17 protein-coding genes are annotated in these 19918 nt (G+C 33.8%); 8 read left to right on the top strand and 9 right to left on the bottom strand.

The genetic code is table 11. From position 1 onward, the window contains the following. Positions 1 to 17: 17 nt before the first annotated feature. The 4 genes from Q0845_RS22455 to hutI form a co-directional block, all read right to left on the bottom strand. Positions 18 to 1118: a glycoside hydrolase family 99 protein gene (locus Q0845_RS22455; protein WP_298518255.1), complete on the bottom strand. Its 1101-nt coding sequence runs from the start codon at positions 1116 to 1118 to the stop codon at positions 18 to 20. A gap of 55 nt (positions 1119 to 1173) precedes the next feature. Then, on the bottom strand, positions 1174 to 4197 hold the full coding sequence (locus tag Q0845_RS22460) for a COR domain-containing protein (RefSeq protein WP_298518261.1): 3024 nt from the start codon (positions 4195 to 4197) through the stop codon (positions 1174 to 1176). A gap of 217 nt (positions 4198 to 4414) precedes the next feature. After that, the gene (locus Q0845_RS22465) at positions 4415 to 4975 is read right to left on the bottom strand and encodes a hypothetical protein (protein ID WP_298518264.1); all 561 of its coding nucleotides are present in this window, start codon (positions 4973 to 4975) and stop codon (positions 4415 to 4417) included. A gap of 413 nt (positions 4976 to 5388) precedes the next feature. After that, the gene (gene hutI / locus Q0845_RS22470; protein ID WP_298518266.1) at positions 5389 to 6624 is read right to left on the bottom strand and encodes an imidazolonepropionase; all 1236 of its coding nucleotides are present in this window, start codon (positions 6622 to 6624) and stop codon (positions 5389 to 5391) included. Between the two features lie 74 nt (positions 6625 to 6698). Between hutI and Q0845_RS22475 the strand changes: the two genes are divergently transcribed. Continuing rightward, positions 6699 to 7391 carry an aspartate/glutamate racemase family protein gene (locus Q0845_RS22475; RefSeq protein ID WP_298518290.1) on the top strand — a complete coding sequence of 231 codons (693 nt, stop codon included), beginning with the start codon at positions 6699 to 6701 and terminating at the stop codon, positions 7389 to 7391. Between the two features lie 137 nt (positions 7392 to 7528). On the opposite strand, the gene Q0845_RS22480 is transcribed toward Q0845_RS22475, so the two are convergent. From Q0845_RS22480 to Q0845_RS22500, 5 genes are all read right to left on the bottom strand, one after another. Continuing rightward, the gene (locus tag Q0845_RS22480) at positions 7529 to 8629 is read right to left on the bottom strand and encodes a T9SS type A sorting domain-containing protein (RefSeq protein ID WP_298518293.1); all 1101 of its coding nucleotides are present in this window, start codon (positions 8627 to 8629) and stop codon (positions 7529 to 7531) included. An 86-nt stretch (positions 8630 to 8715) separates the two neighbouring features. Continuing rightward, positions 8716 to 9831 (bottom strand): T9SS type A sorting domain-containing protein, encoded by a 1116-nt coding sequence (locus Q0845_RS22485; protein ID WP_298518336.1) that lies wholly within the window; start codon positions 9829 to 9831, stop codon positions 8716 to 8718. A 90-nt stretch (positions 9832 to 9921) separates the two neighbouring features. Then, positions 9922 to 11049, bottom strand: a complete 1128-nt coding sequence (locus tag Q0845_RS22490) for a T9SS type A sorting domain-containing protein (protein WP_298518337.1) — start codon at positions 11047 to 11049, stop codon at positions 9922 to 9924. A gap of 90 nt (positions 11050 to 11139) precedes the next feature. Then, positions 11140 to 13002: an endonuclease gene (locus tag Q0845_RS22495; RefSeq protein WP_298518339.1), complete on the bottom strand. Its 1863-nt coding sequence runs from the start codon at positions 13000 to 13002 to the stop codon at positions 11140 to 11142. Between the two features lie 31 nt (positions 13003 to 13033). Then, on the bottom strand, positions 13034 to 14239 hold the full coding sequence (locus Q0845_RS22500) for a methyltransferase domain-containing protein (RefSeq protein WP_298518341.1): 1206 nt from the start codon (positions 14237 to 14239) through the stop codon (positions 13034 to 13036). A 76-nt stretch (positions 14240 to 14315) separates the two neighbouring features. Between Q0845_RS22500 and Q0845_RS22505 the strand changes: the two genes are divergently transcribed. From Q0845_RS22505 to Q0845_RS22535, 7 genes are all read left to right on the top strand, one after another. Next, positions 14316 to 14894, top strand: a complete 579-nt coding sequence (locus tag Q0845_RS22505) for an RNA polymerase sigma factor (protein ID WP_298518343.1) — start codon at positions 14316 to 14318, stop codon at positions 14892 to 14894. A gap of 38 nt (positions 14895 to 14932) precedes the next feature. Continuing rightward, a complete protein-coding gene (locus Q0845_RS22510) occupies positions 14933 to 15247 on the top strand; it encodes a hypothetical protein (protein WP_298518345.1) in 315 nt (104 codons plus the stop codon). 14 nt (positions 15248 to 15261) lie between these two features. Then, the gene (locus tag Q0845_RS22515) at positions 15262 to 15717 is read left to right on the top strand and encodes a periplasmic heavy metal sensor (protein ID WP_298518348.1); all 456 of its coding nucleotides are present in this window, start codon (positions 15262 to 15264) and stop codon (positions 15715 to 15717) included. Between the two features lie 122 nt (positions 15718 to 15839). Beyond that, complete coding sequence (locus Q0845_RS22520) at positions 15840 to 17018, top strand: YHYH protein (protein WP_298518350.1); 1179 nt, start codon at positions 15840 to 15842, stop codon at positions 17016 to 17018. A gap of 78 nt (positions 17019 to 17096) precedes the next feature. Continuing rightward, a complete protein-coding gene (locus Q0845_RS22525; RefSeq protein ID WP_298518352.1) occupies positions 17097 to 17909 on the top strand; it encodes a YHYH protein in 813 nt (270 codons plus the stop codon). Positions 17910 to 17928: 19 nt separating this feature from the next. After that, a complete protein-coding gene (locus Q0845_RS22530; protein ID WP_298518354.1) occupies positions 17929 to 18507 on the top strand; it encodes a toxin-antitoxin system YwqK family antitoxin in 579 nt (192 codons plus the stop codon). Next, positions 18473 to 19153: an SCO family protein gene (locus Q0845_RS22535; protein ID WP_298518356.1), complete on the top strand. Its 681-nt coding sequence runs from the start codon at positions 18473 to 18475 to the stop codon at positions 19151 to 19153. Before Q0845_RS22530 ends, Q0845_RS22535 begins: the two co-directional genes overlap by 35 nt. Positions 19154 to 19918 lie beyond the last annotated feature (765 nt).

Below are 19918 nucleotides of genomic sequence, written 5' to 3' on the forward strand. Positions count from 1 at the left end.
CAAATCAATTGCTATTGCTAATGTACATATTTCTCAATTAGCTCACGCGTTTTACGGATGTAAAATAACGAATCTACATTTTTCCCATAATCTTCGTACGTGTAATTCGGAATTGTTTTAGGAACGGCAGGTTCAATTTGTGTGCCTTCATGCCATTCATTAAACGATGTTATGGAAATATAATTAGGATTCAATTTGGCAGCACTTTCAAACATGTGTTCATAATAGCTACCTTGTTCGCGACTTTTGGTATTGTTTGCATTCCACGGGCGAATACGTGTGTCGATATATCCTGGACCAACCGAAGGAATAAATAGTAACTTATTTTTTTGTGCGAAATCGGCAAGTTGTTTCCAGTTTTTTGGTGTACTTCCGTAGACAAAACCTGTGCTGGCAAAATACGTGTAGAATCCGTCAAAACCACCAGTTGTAAAAAAATCACCTTCATTTTCATGTACCCACAAACCTATAAATGTTGCATCTAATTCCGTGTTTCGAATGCTTAGTTCACCATTCGGTTTCAACAGTTTTGCCCATTCTGAAGCATCTAATTTGTATGAATCGTACATATAATACAAAGGTTTCCCATTTGTTTTGTAGACTGCGGAATGCTTTCCATATTGTTCATGAATGTAATGTAATTGTGCTTTGAGTTCGGCTACAGATTTGTAAAAAGGTTCAATATGAAAGGCGAGTTGAATTCCGTATTTCGCTGCAATATCTAAATAGGTCGGAATCGATTTGTCTTCAAAACCATTTTTTCCCCACCACGACATCACACAAACGCCAATTCCTGCTTGCTGCATAAGTTTAAAATGTTCATTGATCACTTTTGGATCGTTAGAACTGTAATTTCCCAAGGCTGGATAATAGTTTGCACCAATATCATTGCCACCTTTAAAACTTCCTGCGTTGTTCCAAGTCGTATCTGACCAATGTGGTAAAATTTCATGATTCCAATGCAAATACTTTCCATCATATTCGGGCGAACCATACCAATTGTAATAAAACGTGTGGATTTTTTTAGAAACGCTGACTTTCTTTTCTAATTTTTCTTTGCAGGAAAAAGTCAAAATGAGCAAAAAACTTAGGATATAAAGTTGGTGGTTGGTTTTCATGAATCTTTGAAACGTGTTGTGTTCAAATATAAGGTTTATTAAGAGAAACTATTCTCTAGGGAAATGGAATTAATGCTTTTAAATTATATTTTTCAGATAATTCTTTGAACCAATTTTTGACATCAAAATCAACTTCTAATTGAATACCTAAAAGACTAATGAGCGGAATTCCAAGTTTCAGCTTTACATCTGTATGATCACTTTTTTGTAAATCTTGGTAAATACTTTTGAATTGTTCTTCAATTTGTGCTTCAAAACCACTGAAAATGCTTGCTAATTTGGTTGTAATTTCAGAAGAAATTTCCAATTGTTGTTCTTGATTGAGTTGAAAAATAGCTTTATGTAATTCTCCTTCCATATTGGGCTTACCTAATTTTTGATATAAGAATTCCGTATTAATATTTAATTTTTTAGTAATGATTTCTAGTTTTTCTATTATTTGATTCATTATGGCAGGAGAAATTTTCTCAACTTCTTTAATTGAAGAGATGCCGTCTAATAATTGACTTATCGTATATTCTTTTTTTGGATTATATGTTTTGAAAACGGATTCACCATCTTTTTCACGTTCTAATAATTCTTTATAATCAGCAAATCTTCTATCATTTGGTAATGGTATTTTCATTTCAGGAAAATTGCTTAATTTTTTATTGAACGAATCTATTACATATCTAATGATGGACATAAATTCGCGTTTTTGAGATTCCCCACTTACTATAATTCGTAAACTATTGCCATAAGTACTGATTAAGGCTTTACACTCTTCATGTTTAAGTACACAGCCAGTTCGCCAATTTGCAACCATAATTTCATGCGTTTCTACCATGATGTAGGGAATAATAGCTTTTGGTAAATATGCATATTCATACACAAATTGAATTGTATTTTCTTCATCACGTATGGGAACAGTCAATGCTTTTGGTTCTTTTGTATCAAGCAAATCAGGAAGAATAAAATGACATTCATCACGTAATATAAAGCTTAGCTTAAATTGTTGTAAAATATCAACCAAAAAACGCCTTTCATTATTAGAATAGTCGATTTTTTTATAAGATGAAGGACGATATACAGTTTCTTTGTCTTCTTCTTCATTTATTATAAATTCTAACTTATCCATGGCTATCTTTCCATTTTGCTCACTAGCAAATTTAGACGTAACAATTTGATAGATGCCGTAAGTAATCCAATAAGGGTCTAATACATAATACTCTGCTAGTTTGATATCTTCAAAGTGCAATACGATTCCTAAATCGTTTAAAAATCGGATAGCACTTTGTCGTTCTGATTTTTTTGTCAAACCATGTTTTTGACAGATTTCTATAAAACGAGTTTCATTAAGTTTGTCATTTTGTTTGGTTTCTTCTTGTAATTGTTCTTTAATCGGAATCCAACGTTCATCAATTTCGGTATTAAATAATTCAGATTGTGGAATGAGTTCAGCTAGTTTATCTTTTAATTCTTCAATTCCTTTATTGGTTTTACTGGAGGTTTTGATAAAGTGTTTAATTTGTGGAAATTCTTGCTGTAAATCATATTCATTTTCAAAACCAAATCCAGGATTTATATCAATTTTGTTACTAACAATTATGATTGAAGAATTACCACCAGTAGTTTTGATCTTATTGATCCATTGGCGAATTTGTTCAGAAGAATTGGTGTCTTTTCGAGATTCTAGAACCAGTACATAAACACAGCATTTTGTTAAGAAAAATTGATGTGTAGCGTTCATAATCTCTTGACCGCCAAAATCCCAAAAAAGCCCAGTTAATTTATGTAAAACTGTTTGTTTTTTAAAAGTTTCTAGTGTTCCAAATCTTAAACTTTCAATATTAATACCATCGGTTTGGACTTCTTTTTCATCAAATGTATTGTCTTTTAGTCTGCGCAAAAGAGATGTTTTCCCTGCTTCGGGATCACCTAGCAAAATAACTTTTATTTCATTAAGCTTTACTTTATTTGCTTCATACCAATCTAAAGTTGCTTGACTTCCTTGTTCTAATATTTCTAGTGGAGGTGATTGGATTGGATTTCCCCGAAATAGTAATATGTTTAATTCATTGCTATTAAGTGATTTGTTAATAATTTTGTTATTGTTGAATTGTTTGAAAATAGCTGAAGGAACATTTTTAATTTTGTTATTTATTAGACTTAAATATTTTAATTTTTTAAGATTTTCTAAAACTTTTATATCAGTTATATCATTATTACTTAAGATTAAAATCTCTAATTTATGAAGGTGTTCTAAAAAATTAATGTTATCAATACTACAGTTACCAATAAACAATCTCTTAAGATAATTCATTTTCCGTAATTTGTTAAAATCAAAATTACGATTACCATTTAAGTTAAGATTTTCTAATTTTTCTATTTTTTGAAGGAAATTGAAATTATCTAATTTAGTATGTCTAATTATTAGAGTTTTTAATTTTTTAAGACTACAAATTTTATCTGTATTTATTAGTTTGTTTTTTGATAAGTTTAAAAATGTAACTTTTGTTAAATTAGTTAGAAATTCACAGTTTGTTATATTACATTTTGAAAGAGATAAATATTCTAGTTTAATAAGATTTTTTAGATGGTTAGTATTAACATTATTATAATCAATATTTAAAAATTTTAAATTTGATAATATTTGTAAGTATTGATTATTATTAAATGGATTAAAACCTGCATTCAAATGTTCTAGATGTACTAAGTTTTTTAAAGCTTCTGCCTCAACAATTTCACATCTTGCTATATCCAGAAATTTTAGCTTTACTAGATATTTTAGGATTTTTATGTCTCGTATTGAATTTTCTGAAAGGACCAATTTTTCAAGATTCTTAAGATTTGAAAATTCTTTAGGAAGGAAATTTATGTCATTAATGGATCCTTTATTTACACTGTGACTATTTAAGTTTGTCGATTCTTTCCAAACTCCACTTAAAATAAGGGTTTTTAAGTGAATGCATTTAAATAATTCAGTAACCCTTAATAAACTCTTTAATCCACAATTCCCCAAATCTAAATATGGATTCTTTGTTTCTAAATTCTCTCTAATAAGTTTTCGTGCGTAGTTAATGTCGTGTACTTCTTCCATGAATTAGTTTGTTGAGTCAGCATATTAGTAACTAGAATTCAATAAAGTTACATTTTTCTTACGATTTTAAGTAAGTGTAATTGGTCAAAAAATATAAAAGGAGAAAAGTATAATGAGATTCCGCATCAAGTGTGCGGAATGACAGAATCGAAGAATTCTAATACTCTAAGAGAAAAGGAAATTTAACAAGTCTAAAAGCAAAGCGATTCTAAGAAGTCTAACCAGCTAGCGCAGCAATACATTCCTCACGAATCTTCCAGATTTCTTCAAAAGAATAGGAGAGTTGCTCGTCTACAATCCATTGTTTGAGATAGTTTTGATGAAAATCTACTTTATAATTGGCAATTTGATATGGAAGAATTTCTTGTTCTATAAGTAAACTGTCTTCAAAAGAAGTATCATTTTCGGTAGTTCGGGTGATATCTACCAAGTTTCCGTTGATTTTTAAGTACGTGTGTGCTTCTGGAATATAATTCAGTTGGTACGTATTTAAAACACTTCCGACACCTTTGGTATTGGCTTCGTTCATCTGGTAGATTCCGATGAATAATTGCACAGTTTCTTCCTGATTTTCTATAGCGAGTTGCTTTAAGAAAGCGTGTTTGGTAGCGCAAGTTCCTTTCTGTTCGGGAATGATCAATCGATAATCACTACGATCTGAGGTTCTTCCGTATGGCAATTGATTCACGTATGCAATCGCACTTTTGAAATCAGAGATGCCGTTTTCAATCATCAAGCTGGACAAGGAACCGTTCTGCGGAAGCGAGAAATTAAGCATAGAGATGCGTTTTTGTAAAGATATAGTATTTTCAATTTATAGATTTCTATAATATAATGATATACCAAACGTCAGCTCGAGTGATTTTCATAGAAAATTGTATCGAGAGCAGTTTTGATTTTCCAAGTAGTTCTCGATAGCTACGCTAGGTATTTTCAATCAAAATATATTTTTCTCAACGAGGAACAGACTGCCACGTCGCAAACTCCTCGCAGTGACGTACTATGAGAAGTCTACACTTCGAATCCGTTCAGTGTGATACAGTCTAAAAACTACAATTCGTCACTACGAACGATAGCGAAGTAATCTGTTTACTATATTACGTTATTGTTCTTTGGAGAAACAGATTGCTACGTCATGCTGCCTCGCAAAGACGTTTCTAATAAATCTAAAAATCCAAGAGCGAAGCAAGTCTAAATAACTTTTCCATTGATTAAAACCTGTTCAATATTGTTGTCACCAAACGCATACGGCAATACATGAAACGACGGAATTTCTTTGGTTATGATAATGTTGGCAGCTTTTCCTTTGGTAATGCTTCCGTGAGTTTCAGAAAGTCTCATAGCGTACGCACCGTTAATAGTTGCAGCATTGATTGCTTCTTCAGGCGTCATTTTCATTTTGATACACGCTGTACTTACTACAAAATTCATATTTCCAGAAGGCGTTGAACCAGGATTGTAATCGGTAGCCAATGCAACAGGTAAACCTGCGTCCATCAATTTACGAGCTGGCGTATACGGAATGCTTAAGAAATACGAACACGAAGGCAAGGCAACGGGCATGGTATTGCTTCCTTGCAAAGCAGTAATATCATCATCATTGAGTTCTTCTAAATGATCTACCGAAAGTGCATTGTACTGTACACCTAAAGCCACGCCACCAAATGCATTGAATTGATTTACGTGAATTTTTGGTGTTAAGTTGTATTGTTGCGCAGCTTTGAGCAAACGTTCTGTGTCTTCTAAGGTAAAATATCCTTTTTCGCAGAAAATATCTACGTATTCCGCTAAGTTTTGTTCCGCAACTTTTGGCAACATTTCATTAATGACCAAATCCATATAGCCATCTTGATTTCCTTTGTAATTTGCAGGAACCGCATGTGCGCCCAAAAATGTGGTTTTGATAGGAAAGTTGTAAGCTTCTTTCAACCGTTTTGCGACACGCAACATTTTGAGTTCGGCTTCTACGGTGAGTCCATAACCCGATTTTATTTCAATGGCGCCAGTTCCCATCTGCATAACTTCTTCCAAACGTTTTGCCGATTGTGCAAAGAGTTCATCTTCAGAAGTTTCTTGTAGTTTTTTGGCTGAATTTAAAATACCACCACCGCGATTGGCAATTTCTTCATAGCTTAAACCATTGATACGATCAACAAATTCTTGCGCTCGGTTTCCAGCATAAACTAAATGCGTATGACTATCGCACCAAGTTGGTAATACCACTTTATCTGTACAGTCAATGATAGTATCTGCGGAAGCGATTTCAATAGTTGCCATCAAACCAAAATCGGAAATGACATCATCAACAATATAGAGATATGCGTTTTCTAATATAGGAAGCGTTTTCATATCGGCTCCAGCAATTTTAGAAACATTTGTTTCTCGAACTTGGAGTAATTCTTTGATGTTGATGAGTAAGGTTGTCATGTGCTAAAATTATACTTACAAATGTAGAAGCAAAGCGAATAAATCCCTAATTTTAACAACATAAATTATCAATCATGCAAACTATTGGACTTATTGGCGGAATTACACCGCAATCGACGATACTATATTATCAAATTTTAAACGATTTAGCCGAAAAACATTCAGGAACTTCACATTCTGCAAAATGTATTATCAGTTCGGTTGATTTTGGAGAAATAAAAGCGTTACAGCACGATGGACGTTGGGATATTCTGAATGATATCATGTCTGAAGCTGGAAAAAATCTAGAAAAAGCAGGTGCAAGCTTGATTCTCATTACAGCAAATACCATGCATTTAACGATTGATGCTGTACGTAAAAGTGTGTCGGTTCCTGTAATTCATATTGCCGAAGCAACTTCTGAAAAAATTATAGCAAAAAACTTAAAAAAAGTGGCGCTTTTAGGTACAAAATACACGATGGAAATGGATTTCTATAAAGATGTATTGACGTCATTTGGTATTGATTTTGTGATTCCGAATGCAGAAGAACGTCAAGAAATTAATCGTGTGATTTATGAGGAATTACCGAAAGGAGAACTGAAAGAAAGTTCAAGAGCAGCATATGTAACTATTATTGAGCGTCTCAAAAATGAAGAAGGAGCAGAAGGTGTGATTTTGGGTTGTACAGAAATTCCATTATTGATCAAACAGAAAGATGTTTCCATTCCTGTGTTTGATACCACAAAGATTCATGCTACCAAAGCAATGGACTTGGCATTGAGTTAATTGTTGAGGCGATTTTTATAAATAGAAAATAGTTGTTACTTTTATAGAAAATTATATGATTACTGGCATAATTATGTAATATATAAAAGCTCCAAATGTACATTTGGAGCTTTTTAATTGGAGCGCATTCTTGATAGTTATTGGCGAATCATTTTGTGAATGCTGATTTTATCGCCTGATTGAATTTTTACAAAGTAAATTCCCTGTGTAATGTTTTGAATGTCTAATTGATTGTTGATAATATTAGCACTAGTCAACACCGTTTTTCCAGTCATATCTACAATCGTAGCGGTATCTAATGGTTGATTGTTTTTGGTGTCAAAATGCAATACGTTTCCTTTTACAGGATTTGGATATACCGTAATGTTTTTGGCTGCAAATTTGGAAACACTTAAGGTATAATAATCTTCTCCTAAATTTCCTTCACAAATATCTAAAAATGAGGTGATTTCGAATTCTACCCATGGAGAATGCTGATCGGTATAAAACAGTCTTACAGCGAGTTGATTTGCTTCCACATACGTAGTATTTTGTCCTAAATGTCCAAGACGATCAATTAAGACATCGTTGTGAAATAATCCCATAGCATCATTTCCGTCAAAATTTGTGATGACATCGTTCGTATCCATGACTAAGAAATCTTGAGGCACACAAGGTGTTGCTTGTGAATGTAGAATTCTAATTTTATCGAAGTGATTTAGAAATGTATTTGGAGGAAATGTATAGGTAATATCCCAAGTTGAGTTTCCATCATAGCTTAGTTTTAGTGTATACTCAGACATATCTACGATTTCACCAGTAGTATTCAAAACTTCAACGCCTTTATAGTCATTGTCTCCATTCATTACTCTTGAAATAAATACGGCATCAGGATCGTAAATAGTTCCCGGTGTAGGAGATACAAAAGAAGTATAGTCACTAAATGCAGATTCATTTCCAGAAGTATCACGAGCTAATATTCTAAACGAATATATTTCTTCATACACAATAGGACCTAGATGGTTTATGTTTACAAAATTTGTGTCATTTGGAAGATGAGTTACGGTCAATCTAAATGCATCATTTACATAAATATCGTATTCCATGACTTCGACATTGTCTGTAGAACTATCCCAATACAAATAATCTATAACATGGTCAATTATTAAATTGTCTGGAACTGTTGGCGCTTCTGTATCTTGTGAAAAAGAAGTATAGATACTAAAAAGTAAGAGTAGTGTTAGTGTAATTTTTTTCATAGCTGGTTTTAATTTGATATAAAGCTATAAAAAAAAGCGATACTATTTGTGTGAATAATACCGCTTTTTTTAGAATTTATTTTTTCTTACTGCCTGATTAATTTTTTGGTAGTCAGTTTGTTATCAGATTCTATTTGTAGAATGTATACACCTTGCTGCAATCCTTGAACATTAATTTCGTTTGAAACGTTTGTTTGTTGTAGTACTTGTTTTCCTGTAAGATCAAATACTTTTACAGCGGTAATTTCTACATTATTTTTTGTGTCGATGGTAACAATATCTCCATTGGTTGGGTTTGGGTAAATACTGAAAGAATTTTGAGTATTATCTTCTGTACTTAATACGATAAATTCGGTAGTTCCTATATAGTAATAACAAATAGATCCGAGAGGAGTTGCCAAGTCCATTTCTGTCCAAAAGTTAATATCAAAGTAATTTAATTCTATTGCACCTGTATTCACTGTATAAGCGGTATTGGCATTCATAATAACACTCGAATCACCGAGAGTTCCATATGACTGAATGAGTACATCATTTTTAAAAAATCCAATAACATCATTTCCATCAAAATCTGTAATTATATCATCAATTACATCGTATTCATCAGCACAAAAAGTTCCTGTAGACCTTCCAATTACAAAGGCATCCAAATCATTTAGTATATGCCCAGAAGGAAAGGTATATGTGTCCTGCCAAGTTGCATTTCCATCTCTACTTATTTTTATTGAATAGTTGTCTAAATTGGCATTAATATCAGTTAAATTAGAAATTTCGATAATTTTATTATTACTATCTCCATTCACAATTGCTGATAAATACAAATCGTCAGGAAATTGGTCACTTGTACTAGGATTACGATGAAAACAATCTGTATTACTTGTTTCAGAAGTATTTTGAGCAGCATCTCTTGCTACTACATAAAAACAATAACTTAAACCAAATAAACCTTCTATTAAAACATCTTGCTGTGATTGACCATCAAGATGTGGCACTGTGATATGAAAGTTGTCATTAACATAGATATCATATGCTGTTACAGCAACATTATCAGTAGCATTATTCCAATAGAGAATATTGGTGCCATTATCATTCTGGTAGAAGATAGCATTTAAGTTTGTTGGCGCAGTTGGAGCTTCGGTATCTTGAGAAAAAGAAATAAATGTGATAAAAACAAAGAGTAGTGTTAGTGTAATTTTTTTCATAGCTGGTTTTAATTATATATAAAGCTATAAAAAAAAAGCGACACTATTTGTATGAATAATATCGCTTTTTGATAAATCAGTTGTAAATACTTACTGTTTGATTAATTTTTTAGTAATGGTTTGATTTTCAGTTTCTAACTGTAAAATATACATTCCTTGCTGTAATGATTGAACATTAATTTCGTTTGAAACGTTTGTTTGTTGTAACACTTGTTTTCCTGTAAGATCAAATACTTTTACAGCGGTAATTTCTACATTATTTTTTGTGTCGATGGTAACAATATCTCCATTGGTTGGATTTGGATATATTTGAAACGAATTCAATTCTACATCTTCAGTACTTAACAAAACCATATTAGGAAATCCAAATAAGCCAGGACAACTTCCATTACTTACTTCCATATCCCATGTATTTATATTAAAAAGTGTATTAGGTATAGCGGCAAGATAAGCACCTCTTTTAATAAATTGATCAGTGTTTGTATGTGTTGCATTATTCCCTAATTCCCCAATCATATCATACAAAATATCATATTTAAATAAACCGATAGCATCGTTTCCATCTATATTGGTAAGGTTAGCGTTATAATCAACGTTGATTCCTAAGTTGGTAATTACATCTGTACAAATTGAAAAACTAGGATGCGCAATGATAAAACTTTCTAAAGGAGATATCATTGAATTCGCAGGGAATGTATACACAACATCCCATGTAGCATTACCATCGTAGCTTATTTTTATAGAATAATCTGATAAATCAATAGCACTAAACGTCATATTCGATACTTCAATTGCTTTTTCACTTCCTGAATAATTTACAAATCCTGATAGGTAAAGTTCTGCAGGTCCATTTTGATAAATAACATTCACAGTTTTACAAACTTGACCTGATATTGGGGAAGCATTCCCCGCTGCGTCTCTGGCTAGAATTGTTAAGCAGTACGAGCCATTAGGATAGTTTACAAAACTTGCATATTGAATAGCGCCAGTTCCATCATACGCTACAATTCTTGATAAAGTACCATTAATGTAAATTTCATACGTTTCTACACCAACGTTATCTGTCGAGTGTTCCCATTCTACAGATATGTCATCTGGTTGAACTATTGGATTGTCTATAAATTGAAAGTTTACTGGAGTAGTAGGCGCTTCTGTGTCTTGTGAAAAAGAAGTATACGTACTAAAAAGGATGAATAATATTAATGTAATTTTTTTCATAGCTGGTTTTAATTTGACTTAAAACTATAAAAAAAAGCGACACTATTCATACAAATAGTATCGCTTTTTATAAATCCCGAAGGATTTCTCTTATTGTTTCATTAGTTTTTTGCTAATTGTTTGGTTTCCTATTTCTAGTTGTAAAATATACATTCCTTGTTGCAATCCTTGAACGTTGATTTCGTTTGAAGTATTGATTTGATTGATGAGTTGCTTTCCAGTCATATCATACAGACGAACACGTGAGATTTCAGAATTATTTTGTGTGTTGATGTATACCACATTTCCATTGGTTGGATTTGGATAGATCACAAATTCCTCAGTATCAAACGTAGTGACACTTAAAGTTTGTGTATGCATTCCTAAATTGTCACAAGTATTAGAAGCAGAAGCATCCCATTCACCAATTGTAAAGGTTGCATTTGGACTGCTAATGCTAGGTTTTCTAACCAAAGTCGTATTTTGAGCATACGTGGCTCCATCACCTAAAGTTCCTAAAATATCGATCAACACATCGTTTTTAAATAAACCGATAGCATCGTTTCCATTAAATCCAGTAATATTATCATTCGAATCGTCTACAGCTCCTGTACAAACAGCCAAACCAGTATTTCCAATTACATATACATCACCATCTGTAATCATTGCGCCCATTGGAAAACTATAGGTTGAGTTCCAAGTAGCACTTCCGTTCGTAGATATTTTTAAAGTATATACATTTCCAACTTCATTCAAATCAACGGTACTTCCAGTATAATTTGCAATCTCTAATGCTTTGTTAAACGAACTTCCTTCCATATATTCTGAAAAGTACAAACTACTACCAGTTCCGCCTCCGCCACCGTTAGCGAGTGTCGTTCCATCGACTCCAGTAGATTGTGCAGATGTATTTCCTTGTGCATCTTTTGCCAATACGGTAAAGGTATATGTTGTAGAAGCAAGCAAACCACTTACTGTTGCGCTTGTTCCTGCTACTGTTTGTTCAAACACTCCATCTACATATACATCGTATCCAGTAACACCAACATTATCGGTAGAAGCTGTCCAAGAAACATCAATACTAGTAGAAGTTTCATTACTTACCATTAGATTCATTGGTACGGTTGGATCTTCTGTATCTGTTCCAAAAATTCCCCAACGATCTTCCGCTGGAGTTCCGCCCCAAATTTGAGTTGCCAAACGTGGATTGTCAATAAAAGGATTACGATTTCCTTGTGCAGTAGCATTAAAAATATCTTCATGGTATGCATTACGTGCATCTTCAAGTGGGGAAACAGGATCGGCAGCATTCCATTCTAACAACAAATCGATCATATTTGAATCGACACTATTCGTAGTTCCGTTTGCTACTAAATTTGGTGCACATTGATTTCCATAACGAATATACATGTACATTACAATTCTGGCAACATCACCACGCCAATCTGGTCCGCCTTGAGTAGCATCACCAGGATACCAAAAAGCACCAACAGTTCCAGAATTTCCTGAACCTGCAGAAAACAAACGACTTCCACGTTGTCCGTTTCGTTGTACATCGGTAGGACGTAAATTGTGCGCATCACTGTATGGAGGTCCGTTTGTAGTATTTGAATCTAAATCAGGACTCGCTAATGAATTTGCAAATGTGTGTTCTCTATTCCAGTCACCAACATTTCCACCATTTTCGTTTATACCTCTGTATAAATCATTGGTAACATCGCCATCACTTCCATTTTCCCATCCGTATAATAAGGTTACATTACTCGTATTATTTGGGTCTATATCAGTAATCATAATAGCATCCCAAATTTCAGAATATGATAATGAATTTGAGTGTGTGTTGATCACTTTTGTCGCCAATGCATCACGTAATTGTGTTCCAGTCAAAGTAAGATTAACATCATTATAATATGCTTGTTGTGCAACAGCAGAAAATGAGATCAATCCGATTAAAAAAAGTAGAGTTCTTTTCATTGTAATAATATATTGAAATAAATTTAGGGTTCTATTTTCGTTCTAACAAGGCCATATAAAAACCATCAAAGCCAGAAGCTGACGCCAATAGTTTTTTGTCTTCTACAAGTGTAAAATCATCATTGGAAGCTAAGAATTTCTCAACTTGTTCTTGATTTTCAGATGGTAAGATAGAACAGGTTGCATATACAAGTTTTCCACCCGATTTTACCATTCGCGAATAGCGTTGTAAAATGTCTTGTTGCGTGTCTTTAATTTTTTCTAAAAACTCAGGTTGAATTTTCCACTTTGCGTCTGGATTTCTACGTAAAACGCCCAATCCAGAACACGGAGCATCAATCAATACACGATCGGCTTTGTCATATAATTTTTTGATCACTTTCGTGGAAGTAATCACGCGAGTTTCAATATTATGAGCGCCATTTCGTCGTGCTCTACGCTTTAGTTCACGTAACTTTCCTTCGTAAATATCCAAAGAAATTAAGTTTCCTTTATTTTCCATCAATGCAGCTAAGTGCAATGATTTTCCGCCAGCACCAGCACAAGTATCAACAACTTTCATTCCTGGTTTTACATCTAAAAATTCAGAAACCAATTGAGAATTTGCGTCTTGTACTTCGAAGAAACCATTTTTGAAAGCATCATTTTTAAATATATTGGCACGCTCTTTTAAGCGTAATGCTACAGGATGATCCTTAATTTCTTCTGTTTCATGATCAAAAGTAGCCAATAATTCTTTCAGTTTATCTTTAGTAGTTCGCAACGTATTTGCGCGAAGAATAACGTCTGCTTGTTTGTTTAAGGCGTTAATTTCTTTAGTCCAAACTTCTTCACCTAATTCTGCAACACCCAATTCATCCAACCAATCAGGAATAGATTCCTTAATTTTTCGAATCTTAGATAGTTCATCAAAACGACCTTTAATTCTACGTGTTGGTGTACCAGCAAGCTGATTCCAATCTGGTAATTCAATACCTCGTAAAGTTGCCCAAACAGCAAAAATACGCCATAAATTTTCGCGGGAATAATTTTCTTTAATGTCAGCTATCTCAGCATACAAACGTTTCCAGCGTACAATTTCATACGTGGTTTCGGCAACAAACTTTCGATCTCGACTTCCCCAACGGGCATCTCGTTTCAGTAACTTTTCAACTACTTTATCGGCATAAGCTCCTTCATTAAATATCAAGTTTAATCCATCTATTACGGAAAAAACTAAATTTCTGTGTAATCGCATCTAATTCAAATTAAAGCGCAAAGGTATTGTTTTATGTTTATATTTTTTAGTTTATTTATGTAATCAAATAAAATCATTGAGCGAAACTACTTTTATAGCAGATTTACAAGCAGGAAAACGAGCAGCCTATAGTCGTCTTTTGGAGGAATATGAGCAGCGTGTTTTTCATACGTGTTTGTCCTTTGTGCCCAATAAAGAAGATGCAGAAGACATAGCTCAGGAAGTATTTGTAGAAGTATTTCGATCGATTCATAAGTTTCAAGGAAATTCAAAACTTTCCACTTGGATTTATAGAATTTCCACCAACAAATCTTTAGAATTTATTCGAAAAAAGAACACCAAAAAGCGTTTTGCGTTTATGCAATCTATTTTTGGAAACGAAATTCCGCTAGATAAAACCATGTATTTCACTGAAATGAATCATCCTGGAATTTTGTTAGAGAACAAAGAAAAAAGCGAAACTATTTTTAGAGCTATTCACCAATTGCCAGAAGCGCAACGTATTGTGTTTACCTTGCATAAAATTGATGGTTTGAGTTACAAGGAAGTAGGAGAGATTACGGAAAAAAGTGTTTCTTCTGTAGAGTCCTTAATGTTTCGTGCAAAGAAAAATTTACAGAAAATATTAGCAAATTTTTATAAAAATTCAAGATAGCGCAAGTTTTTTAAAAAGTTCGCATCTAAAAGAGAGTTATGAAGATACCAAAAGACATACAGGAGAATATTGACACTACATTTGACGTTATAGATACGATCAATGAAGTAAAAGTTTCGCCGTTTTTCAGAGATAAAACCATGCAACGTTTATTTTCGGAAAAGGAAGAAGCAGTTTCAACGGGATTCGGTTGGTTGAGTCCAAAATTGCAATTGGCAACATTCGTTTGTGTGTTACTGATCAATATTTTTGGAATATATCAATTGAACAAAACGGAATATGACAATAATATTTCAGATTTCGCAACGATGTACGAATTGGGAGCAGAAGAAAGTCCATCATTATTTAACTAAACTTGCAGAAGCAGATGAAAAAAAATACTTTATTATATATTTTAGTGGCTTTTCTGGTAGTGATGAATGGCTTTTTTATGTTCAAAATTTTTGGAGATAAACCGCCAAAAGGACCAAATCCTGGGAAATTTATCGCCAAGGAATTACAATTTGATGCAACGCAAATGGCTCAGTTTTCAGAAATGAATGATGCGCATCATGAAGAAATGATGGGAATTTCCCGCGAAATCAAAGAACTGAAAGATCAATTATTCGCTGAGATTTCTTCAACTACCGTAAATGAAGCAAAAATTGATGATATTACCCGACGTATTGGTGATAGAGAACGTGAAAAAGACTTAAAAACTTTCTATCATTTCAAAGAAGTTCAAAAAATTTGTACCGATGAACAACGTACACGTTTCAATACAATAGTACAAGAGTCTTTAAAACGCCACGGAAGACGTGGAAAGGGAAGATCGGGAAAATAACGAAAATCAAAGACTCTAAATTTGATATAAAATTAAAGAAATAAAAATAATTTAATTCTCTGCACAAGTTTTTCTAAAAGAACACATCTAACTACAAAACAACAAGATGAAACTCTTTTAGTATGAACTATAAAATCACTCCTATTTTTTTGTTGATTGCCTGTATGACACTCGCACAGGAAACAGTTATGAACACTTTTTCGGTAACCGATGGTTATGAATGTACTGAAATGGTAAAGTACAAAAGTGAAGTTGCTATCACAAAACAAGGAAAATACCGAGTTATCAAATCAAATGCGATTCCACAACATGCTACAGGAAGTTTTCCTAATGCAGGAAATCCGAATCGTATTTCGCCTCAAAATAAAACCTATAAAGTTGCTTTACGACCAAAAAAGAATAAAAAACTAACGTCTGTCTATAGTGAAGGATTGTTAGGGCAGGGAAGGCCTGAATACGTTTTTGGTGTTGCTATTAATGGCGTAAAGATGGAACCAACGGCAATGGAGTTTTTTGTGAATCCGAATACGCGCGAAATGAACATGGCTTGGTCAAAAGAAGCTTTGAGTACTAATGTAGATTTAGGAGACGATTGTAACAATGCACACGTACAACCAACGGGCGAATATCACTATCACGGAACACCTTGGGGAATTATACAACAAGCCAAAGAAAACAGTATGTTTTTAATTGGTTGGGCAGCAGATGGTTTTCCAATTTATTACAAATATGGCTACGCTTCGGAGGATAGTAATGAGTTGATCGAATTGACTTCAAGTTATAAATTAAGACAAGGAAATCGTCCAGGCGATGGGATTTCTGCACCAAATGGCGCTTATGACGGAACGTATGTGCGTGATTTTGAATATATAGAAGGTCATGGAGATTTGGATGAAGCAAATGGTCGATTTGGAAAAACTCCTGAATTCCCTGATGGCAGCTATTATTATATAATAACGGATAGCTTTCCTTCATTACCACGATTTTTTGTAGGAACACCAAATAAGAGTTTTAAAGTAGAAGGTGGAATGCGTGGTGGACCGAATGGTTTTCCTGGAAGAGAAGGCAGAAGAAATAACAGAGAACGTCCAAGCGCAGCACAAATCTTAGAGCATATGGATGAAAATGGTGATGGAAAACTAAGCAAAAAAGAAGTCAGAGGTCCATTGCAACGCGATTTTGCAAAAGTAGATACAAATGATGATGGTTTCATCACTGAAAAAGAACTGGAAAACGCACCAAAACCTAAAGGAAGACAAGGTGGACAGCGCGGACAAAGAGGACAACGCGGACGACAGTAAATTTGCTAGTTGTTGGTAAAAGTTCTACAAACGAAATAAAAACAAAAGATAAATACACACCTAACAAACAAGAAAAACATGAACAGAAAAGCAATAATACTTTCTTTATTAGTCATAGCTTCAACGGTATTTATAATATCGTGTGGAAGTGACGATGATGCAACTACTACAACACCTACAACTGGCGGTGGAGACACCGCCACATTACATGATGCTTTTAGTGAGTTTGACAAGAATAATGTAACTATCATGCTCAATGGAACTGATGTAGAAATAGAAACCAATGGAAGACCAAATCATACATCTCCATATTGGTCAAGTACCAATGCAAGAACAGGAACTCCTGCAGTTGCAACAGATCATCCGTTATTTGTAGCGCCAACGGTAACATCGTATCAAAATATGGCACCAGGTAATATTGATGACTTTAACGGTTCGTTTTTGTTAACCGTTTCTGCGAATCCAAGTTTGGCTTCAAGTTCAAGTGCTACAGGTTTAGGTCCTATTGGAGTTGCCGTTTCTGGAGCGGTAATTTACAACGATCAAGAAGGACCAAATGTTCCTATTGACAATGCGTTGCCTTCGTTAGATTATTCTGCGGCACATACAGGCCCGCAAAGTTACCATTACCATTTAGAGCCAAAAGCATGGTCGGATGATGATGATAAATTGATTGGAATTATTGCAGATGGTTTTTTCTTATACGGACGTAAATGCAATGCTACGGGAGATTATCCAACGGATTTAGATGCTTCTGGTGGACATTCAAGTACCACGCAACACACTACCGAAGCAGAATATCACTATCACATACAAAATGAACTTTATTTGAATGCATATTATATATTATTTCCAGGCAGTTATCAGGGAACTGCGAGTAACATCCAGTAATATAGCAATGCTTCTTATCATGATACTTTCAATAGTTTCATGTACAGAAATTGCAACTCTTAAAAAAGAAACGAATACCGAAGTAAGTTCCCCAAGTGCTTCGGTAGTAGTTTCTAAAGATGCACTTACACTAAAGCCAAATTTAGGATTGGTGTATTATCAGAATGTACCATTTTCAGGAATTTCTGAAGAACAATATCCGCATGGAACAGTCGCAGAAACGATTCAATATGTAGATGGAAAGAAACATGGTGAACGAAAAAAATGGTTTCAAAATGGGACACTTAGCTATGAAGCAATGTATGTGGATGGAAAACAACACGGAATTTCTAAAACATGGTGGAGCAACGGAAACTTACGTTCTATATCCAATCATGAGCATGGAATTGTGAACGGAATTCAAGAACAATGGTATAAAACTGGAGAAAAATTCAAACGCAGAACCATTGTCAATGGAAAAGAAGAAGGATTGCAGCAAGCATGGCGAAAAAATGGAAAGCTATTTAATAATTATGAAGCTAAAAATGGGCGGTTTTTTGGCTTAAAACGATCAGGATTGTGTTATGAATTACAAAACGAAATTGTACAGACCAAGTAAATATTTCTTGTTGTTTCTAACTTCTTTACTAGTGTTTAATTGTAAAGATGGAAAGAAAAAACTAGACAGTCGTGTAGCGAGTTTACCGTATTATCAAGAAGCATCTTTTACGCCATTTTGGTTTGAAAAAGGAACAGAAGCACAAAAAACATTTCATCAAATTCCAGCTTTTAGCTTCACAAATCAAGAGGGAAAAACGATTACAGAAGAAACATTTAAAGATAAAATCTACATCACAGATTTCTTTTTTACAACCTGTCCCGGAATTTGTCCAAAAATGACTGCTAATATGGACATTTTACAACAAGAATTTAAAAATGATGACGAAATTTTATTGCTATCACATTCAGTAACTCCAGAAATGGATTCAGTTCCCGTGCTAAAAGCGTATGCTGAAAATAAAGGAATTGACAGTAAAAAATGGCATTTAGTTACTGGCGATCGTTCTCAAATATATGACTTAGGTCGAAACCACTATTTTGTAGAAGAAGATTTGGGAGAAACAAAAACTGAGGACGATTTTTTACATACAGAAAACTTTGTACTCATTGATAAAAACAGACAAATAAGAGGAATTTACAATGGTCTGAACAAAACTGCTGTACAACAACTCATTGCAGATATAAAGACATTACAAAAAGAATGAAGTTTGGTTTACATCATTTGTAAAAGGCTTCGCAGACTAGTTTGTGGAGCTTTTTTTTGATTGAAAGTATCAAATGTCAATTCGAGCGCAGTCGAGAATACTTTGAATGCGAAGGGATTTTAAATTTCTTGAATTGAACAAAGCAAATCCAAAAGCAAAAGCGCGTCTAAGAGCGCGAGCAAGTCTAACAATCCAAAAGCAAAGCGCGTCTAACATCACACATTTCTCGATACAATTTTTTACAAAAATCACTCAAAAAGACGTTTTGAGTTTATAATTTTATTGAATAAATCCAAGAACAAAACAAATCCAAAAGCAAAAGCGCGTCTAAGAGCGTGAGCAAGTCTAACAATCTAAAAGCAAAGCGCGTCTAACATCACACATTTCTCGATACAATTTTTTACAAAAATCACTCGAAAAGATGTTTTGAGTTTATAATTTTATTGAATAAATCCAAGAACAAAGCTAATCAATCCAAAAGCAAAAGCGCGTCTAAGAGCGCGAGCAAGTCTAACAATCCAAAAGCAAAGCGCGTCTAACATCACACATTTCTCGATACAATTTTTTACAAAAATCACTCGAAAAGACGTTTTGAGTTTATAATTTTATTGAATAAATCCAAGAACAAAGCAAGTCCAAAAGCAAAAGCGCTTCTAAGAGCGTGAGCAAGTCTAACAATCTTAAAGCAAAAGCGCGTCTAACATCACACATTTCTCGATACAATTTTTTACAAAAATCACTCGAAAAGACGTTTTGAGTTTATAA

Origin of the sequence: uncultured Kordia sp., assembly GCF_947489565.1 — a bacterium.
In the GTDB taxonomy this organism is placed as follows: Bacteria; Bacteroidota; Bacteroidia; order Flavobacteriales; family Flavobacteriaceae; genus Kordia.

What these genes read in the sequence shown, in the direction of transcription:
- Q0845_RS22475 (WP_298518290.1), top strand. Translation starts at nt 6,699, where the DNA reads ATGCAAACTATTGGACTTATTGGCGGAATTACACCGCAATCGACGATA.
- Q0845_RS22520 (WP_298518350.1), top strand. Translation starts at nt 15,840, where the DNA reads ATGAACTATAAAATCACTCCTATTTTTTTGTTGATTGCCTGTATGACA.
- Q0845_RS22455 (WP_298518255.1), bottom strand. Translation starts at nt 1,118, where the DNA reads ATGAAAACCAACCACCAACTTTATATCCTAAGTTTTTTGCTCATTTTG.
- Q0845_RS22485 (WP_298518336.1), bottom strand. Translation starts at nt 9,831, where the DNA reads ATGAAAAAAATTACACTAACACTACTCTTTGTTTTTATCACATTTATT.
- Q0845_RS22530 (WP_298518354.1), top strand. Translation starts at nt 17,929, where the DNA reads ATGATACTTTCAATAGTTTCATGTACAGAAATTGCAACTCTTAAAAAA.
- hutI (WP_298518266.1), bottom strand. Translation starts at nt 6,624, where the DNA reads ATGACAACCTTACTCATCAACATCAAAGAATTACTCCAAGTTCGAGAA.
- Q0845_RS22525 (WP_298518352.1), top strand. Translation starts at nt 17,097, where the DNA reads ATGAACAGAAAAGCAATAATACTTTCTTTATTAGTCATAGCTTCAACG.
- Q0845_RS22480 (WP_298518293.1), bottom strand. Translation starts at nt 8,629, where the DNA reads ATGAAAAAAATTACACTAACACTACTCTTACTTTTTAGTATCTATACT.
- Q0845_RS22500 (WP_298518341.1), bottom strand. Translation starts at nt 14,239, where the DNA reads ATGCGATTACACAGAAATTTAGTTTTTTCCGTAATAGATGGATTAAAC.
- Q0845_RS22535 (WP_298518356.1), top strand. Translation starts at nt 18,473, where the DNA reads ATGAATTACAAAACGAAATTGTACAGACCAAGTAAATATTTCTTGTTG.
- Q0845_RS22510 (WP_298518345.1), top strand. Translation starts at nt 14,933, where the DNA reads ATGAAGATACCAAAAGACATACAGGAGAATATTGACACTACATTTGAC.
- Q0845_RS22515 (WP_298518348.1), top strand. Translation starts at nt 15,262, where the DNA reads ATGAAAAAAAATACTTTATTATATATTTTAGTGGCTTTTCTGGTAGTG.
- Q0845_RS22460 (WP_298518261.1), bottom strand. Translation starts at nt 4,197, where the DNA reads ATGGAAGAAGTACACGACATTAACTACGCACGAAAACTTATTAGAGAG.
- Q0845_RS22465 (WP_298518264.1), bottom strand. Translation starts at nt 4,975, where the DNA reads ATGCTTAATTTCTCGCTTCCGCAGAACGGTTCCTTGTCCAGCTTGATG.
- Q0845_RS22490 (WP_298518337.1), bottom strand. Translation starts at nt 11,049, where the DNA reads ATGAAAAAAATTACATTAATATTATTCATCCTTTTTAGTACGTATACT.
- Q0845_RS22495 (WP_298518339.1), bottom strand. Translation starts at nt 13,002, where the DNA reads ATGAAAAGAACTCTACTTTTTTTAATCGGATTGATCTCATTTTCTGCT.